The following is a 1135-nucleotide window of genomic DNA, read 5'->3' on the forward strand; positions in this document are numbered from 1 at the left end:
GAGAACCAAGCACGCACTTCCTCTTTGCGAACGTACCTACACCTGCATCGCCTGTGGAGCGGTGTCCGGCAGGGACAAGAACTCCGCTCGCGTGATGCTGGTCCGGGCTGGTCTGAACCCGGCTGGTCCTGATCGCGTAAGACCTCCTGCCCCGCCGGGGCAGGAGGCAGCGTGAGCCAGGAATCCCCTTCCCTGCAGGGAGGGGAGCAGTCAACACTTGCCCTTGACCCAGGGCAGCAGCTCGTCCCATGCCCCGGAGTCGTTGGCGTGCATGACGTAGTTGCGCGCGGTGGCCATCCACTCCCGCACCGCCGTCGGACGCACCCCGCGCGCGGCGTTCAGCAGGTCGGGCGTGGTCAGCGGGATCGGCCGGCCCGCCTTGATGGACTCGTGCAGCTTGGCCTCCACCGCCCGGTCCACCACGCCCTTGAGGTCGGCGCCGACGAAGTGTTCCGTGGCCCGCGCCACCGCGTCGAAGTCCATCTCCGCCAGGGGCTTGTCACGGCACAGGATGCGCAGGATGGCCGCGCGCGCCGCGAGGTCGGGCGGCGGCACGAACACCGGCTGGTCCAGGCGTCCTGGTCGGCGGAAGGCGGCGTCGACGTACCAGGGCGCGTTGGTGGCGGCCAGCACGAGGACGCCCTCGTTGGCGTCCTGGTCGACGCCGTCGAGCTCGGCCAGGAACTGGTTGACGATCTGCCGGGTGTGCGCCTGGCGCATGTCGGAGCGGCGCGCGGCCAGCGCGTCCACCTCGTCGAAGAAGAGCACGCACGGCCGGTTGCGGCGGGCCATGTCGAACGTGGCGCGCAGGTTTCGCTCGCTGGAGCCGATGTACATGTCGAGGATGTCCGACAGGCCCACGCTGACGAACGCCGCGCCGAGCTCGCCGGCCGCGGCCCTGGCCAGGTGGGTCTTGCCCGCTCCCGGAGGGCCGTAGAGGAGGACGCCGCCGCCGGCGCGCTTGCCGAACGCGGAGAACAGCTCGGGCTGCTGCAGGGGCAGCAGCAGCTTCATCCGCAGCGCCTCCTTCACCGTGTCCATCCCCGCCACGTCGGCGAACGAGATCTTCGCCCGCTCGACCCCCTCCTCCGGCGACGGCGACGGGGCCGGGGACGGCGCGGGGGCGGCGTACGCG

1 protein-coding gene is annotated in these 1135 nt (G+C 71.4%); it reads right to left on the bottom strand.

Annotated features, from left to right (window positions below):
• Positions 1-210: 210 nt before the first annotated feature.
• Positions 211-1135: ATP-binding protein (locus C1J01_RS48205; RefSeq protein WP_235855166.1), on the bottom strand; the 925-nt coding region annotated here is incomplete at its 5' end.

It is taken from the genome of Nonomuraea aridisoli, assembly GCF_003236395.1.
In the GTDB taxonomy this organism is placed as follows: domain Bacteria; phylum Actinomycetota; class Actinomycetes; order Streptosporangiales; family Streptosporangiaceae; genus Nonomuraea; species Nonomuraea aridisoli.